Annotated in this window: 2 tRNA genes and 3 rRNA genes; all 5 read right to left on the bottom strand. The window is 52.0% G+C overall.

The features are described from left to right. Positions 1-177, bottom strand: a 23S ribosomal RNA gene (locus tag LBW89_RS27300); the annotation flags it as partial. Positions 178-520: 343 nt separating this feature from the next. Beyond that, positions 521-596: transfer RNA gene (locus LBW89_RS27305), tRNA-Ala, on the bottom strand. 40 nt (positions 597-636) lie between these two features. Next, positions 637-713: transfer RNA gene (locus LBW89_RS27310), tRNA-Ile, on the bottom strand. Between the two features lie 39 nt (positions 714-752). Further along, positions 753-869, bottom strand: a 5S ribosomal RNA gene (gene rrf, locus LBW89_RS27315). A gap of 145 nt (positions 870-1,014) precedes the next feature. Beyond that, positions 1,015-1,133: ribosomal RNA gene (locus LBW89_RS27320) — 16S ribosomal RNA — on the bottom strand; the annotation flags it as partial.

A 1,133-nucleotide genomic window follows, 5' to 3' on the forward strand; every position in this document is an offset into this window, starting at 1 on the left:
TCATGCCCTATGTATTCAGGCATGAGTGACTGGATATTACTCCAGCCGGGTTTCCCCATTCGGACATCCCCGGATCAAAGCTTGCTTACAGCTCCCCGAGGCAGTTTCGTTGTTCGCCACGTCCTTCTTCGGCTCCTAGCGCCTAGGCATCCTCCGTGTGCTCTTAGTAGCTTAACCAATTCGCTCCGGTTTTGCGCTGCCCTCTCCTCGTTCGTCGCTTACTGACTTGCTCTCGCAAGCAGCCGCGCACTACCTAAAGTTCGGTCATCCCAAAACCTTCGCTCTGCAGTCACTACCTTTATTAAACTTGTTTTGACACAAGTTCAGCTAAAAGAGTTGTTTCTAAAACGCAAATTTCGTTTCGTTATCCAGTTTTCAAGGATCAAATGCCGAATTTCGTAACGGTCACTTTCAGTGACGTTCGGAATTCTGCAGTCACTTCGCCGTTTTACCGGCGGAAGATTAGCTTATCATTTCCCGCCCTACCGTTCAAGCGGTAAGTCATGGAAGTGATGTGTTATGGTGGAGCCAAGGAGGATCGAACTCCTGACCTCCTGCTTGCAAGGCAGGCGCTCTCCCAGCTGAGCTATGGCCCCATATACAACTCCACATCTTATCGTATGATTATGGAGTAAATGGTGGGCCCTAGTGGACTCGAACCACCGACCTCACCCTTATCAGGGGTGCGCTCTAACCAGCTGAGCTAAGGGCCCATAATCATCTATTCAATTGCAAACCCTGTTAAAGGGTGCGCTTGGCAACGTCCTACTCTCCCAGGACCCTTCGGTCCAAGTACCATCGGCGCTGGAGGGCTTAACGGTCGTGTTCGGGATGGGTACGCGTGGAACCCCTCCGCCATCGTCACCAAACGCGCGAGAGTTGAACTCTCAAAACTGACCAACGAGTGAGTAACAGGCCTAAACCTGATTTGGTTGCTTTGCTTTCGCAAAGATATCGGCGACCTTACGGTCAGCCTGTTTGAATGCTTCCGTCGCAGGAAGCGATTCTCCATAGAAAGGAGGTGATCCAGCCGCACCTTCCGATACGGCTACCTTGTTACGACTTCACCCCAATCATCTACCCCACCTTCGGCGGCTGGCTCCTTGCGGTTACCTCACCGACTTCGGGTGTTG

The organism is Paenibacillus sp. alder61 (assembly GCF_020179875.1).
Taxonomy (GTDB): Bacteria; Bacillota; Bacilli; order Paenibacillales; family Paenibacillaceae; genus Fontibacillus; species Fontibacillus faecis.